This is a genomic window from Methylobacterium sp. yr668 (assembly GCF_900116245.1).
In the GTDB taxonomy this organism is placed as follows: domain Bacteria; phylum Pseudomonadota; class Alphaproteobacteria; order Rhizobiales; family Beijerinckiaceae; genus Methylobacterium.
In genome coordinates, this window is the sequence record NZ_FOZY01000095.1 from 1 (window position 1) to 1,462 (window position 1,462).

The window sequence follows — 1,462 nt, forward strand, 5'->3', positions numbered from 1 at the left end:
GGCCAGCTCGTGGCGATCGTCCGCGACCCCACATCTGACGTGCCGGCCGAGGCAAGGCCGGTCCTGGCCATCATTGCGGGCAGCCTGGAGGCTGAACCGCCCCGGGATTTCCGGAGGCTCCAACTCTTGAGAGGATGGAGCCATGACGAAGCGCAGCACACCCTTTTCGCCTGAGGTCCGCGAACGCGCGGTCCGGATGGTGTTCGACCACCAGGGCGAGCACGGCTCGCAATATGGGGCGATCCGCTCGATCGCAGCCAAGATCGGTTGTTCGGGCGAGACGTTGCGGAACTGGGTCCGGCAAGCCGAGCGGGACCAGGGCCAGCGACCCGGACCAACGACGGACGAGCGCGAGCGGATCAAAGCACTGGAGCGCGAGAACCGCGAGCTTCGGCAGGCCAACGAGATCCTGAGGAAGGCGTCGGCCTATTTTGCGATGGCGGAGCTCGACCGCCGGTCGCGGACATGATCGCCTTCATCGACGATCACCGGGAGGCCTACGGGGTCGAGCCGATCTACCGCGTGCTGCCGATCGCCCCGTCAACCTATCACGCCCATGCCGCGCGGCTTGTCGACCCCGGCAAGCTGCCGGCTCGGGCTCGCTCGGACGCGGCGCTCATGGTCGAGATCCGGCGCGTGTTCGAGGAGAACTTCCACGTCTACGGGGTGCGGAAGGTCTGGCGGCAACTCGGTCGAGAAGGGATCGCGGTTGCCCGCTGTACGGTCGCCCGGCTGATGCAGGTTATGGGTCTGAAGGGCGTCGTGCGGGGCAAGAAGGTTCGCACCACCATCCCGGATCCGGCCGCGGCCTGCCCGCTCGATCGGGTGAACCGCCAGTTCAAGGCGCCGCGCCCCAACGCCTTGTGGGTCAGCGACTTCACCTACGTCGCGACCTGGGCCGGTTTCATCTACGTCGCGTTCGTGATCGACGCCTATGCCCGGCGCATCGTCGGTTGGCGGGTCTCCCGCACGGCTCACGTCGCCTTCGTGCTCGATGCTCTTGAGCAGGCCCTGCACGAGCGTCGTCCTCTCTGGGGCGGTGGGCTCGTGCACCATAGCGACAGGGGCTCGCAATACCTCGCCCTGCGCTACACGGAGCGGCTGGCGGAGGCGGGGGTCGAGCCCTCGGTTGGCAGCGTCGGGGACAGCTACGACAACGCCCTGGCCGAGACGATCAACGGTCTGTTCAAAGCCGAGGTGATCCATCGCCGTGGGCCGTGGCGATCCTTCGAGGCCGTCGAGTTCGCCACTCTCGAATGGGTCGATTGGTTCAACACCCGCCGCTTGCTCGAACCCATCGGCAACGTGCCTCCCGCCGAGGCTGAGGCGCGCTACTTTGCTCGGGCCGAGGTAAGAGCCTTGGCCGCCTGACCCAAACCAAACGGCCTCCGGGAAACCCGGCGCGATTCAGGCGCTCCAGGCGCAGATCGCACTTCTCGACCGCGAGATCGCCCAACGCGCG

General features: G+C 67.2%; 1 protein-coding gene and 1 other annotated feature. The gene reads left to right on the plus strand.

What is annotated here, in order from left to right:
- Positions 1-142 precede the first annotated feature (142 nt).
- A protein-coding gene (locus BM419_RS31570; protein WP_091928778.1) for an IS3 family transposase occupies positions 143-1,371 on the plus strand; the annotation gives its coding sequence in 2 pieces (ribosomal slippage) (positions 143-431 and positions 431-1,371; 1,230 coding nt in all).
- Positions 424-540: a sequence feature (AL1L pseudoknot), on the plus strand. It overlaps the preceding gene by 117 nt.
- Positions 1,372-1,462: the final 91 nt, after the last annotated feature.